The sequence below is a fragment of the Pseudomonas sp. HY2-MNA-CIBAN-0224 genome, assembly GCF_040310285.1.
GTDB classification, from domain to species: Bacteria; Pseudomonadota; Gammaproteobacteria; order Pseudomonadales; family Pseudomonadaceae; genus Aquipseudomonas; species Aquipseudomonas helleri.
The window spans coordinates 1-247 of sequence record NZ_JBEOPQ010000794.1; the positions used below are offsets into that span (position 1 = coordinate 1).

Here is a 247-nt window from a genome sequence, read left to right on the forward strand (position 1 = left end):
GGTGAAATGAATCGTCTAGTCGCCACTCATATTGCCGGACTTGGGGTAGGGCGGGTGATTATTTGTAACCGCAATCCTGAGCGTGCTGAGGCTCTAGCGGCTGAACTGCGCAAGCCTGGACGACGTGTGGAAGTCAGAGCTTTACAAGAGTTGCCGCAAGTGTTGGCGGAAGCCGATATTGTGAGTAGTTGTAGTGGTAGTATGGATTTATTGATTGATAAAACCATGACGTTGCAAGCGCTGAAAC

1 pseudogene is annotated in these 247 nt (G+C 49.8%); it reads left to right on the plus strand.

Annotated elements, in window-relative coordinates:
* Positions 1-247: pseudogene (locus AAEZ03_RS28490) on the plus strand (hypothetical protein); the annotation flags it as partial.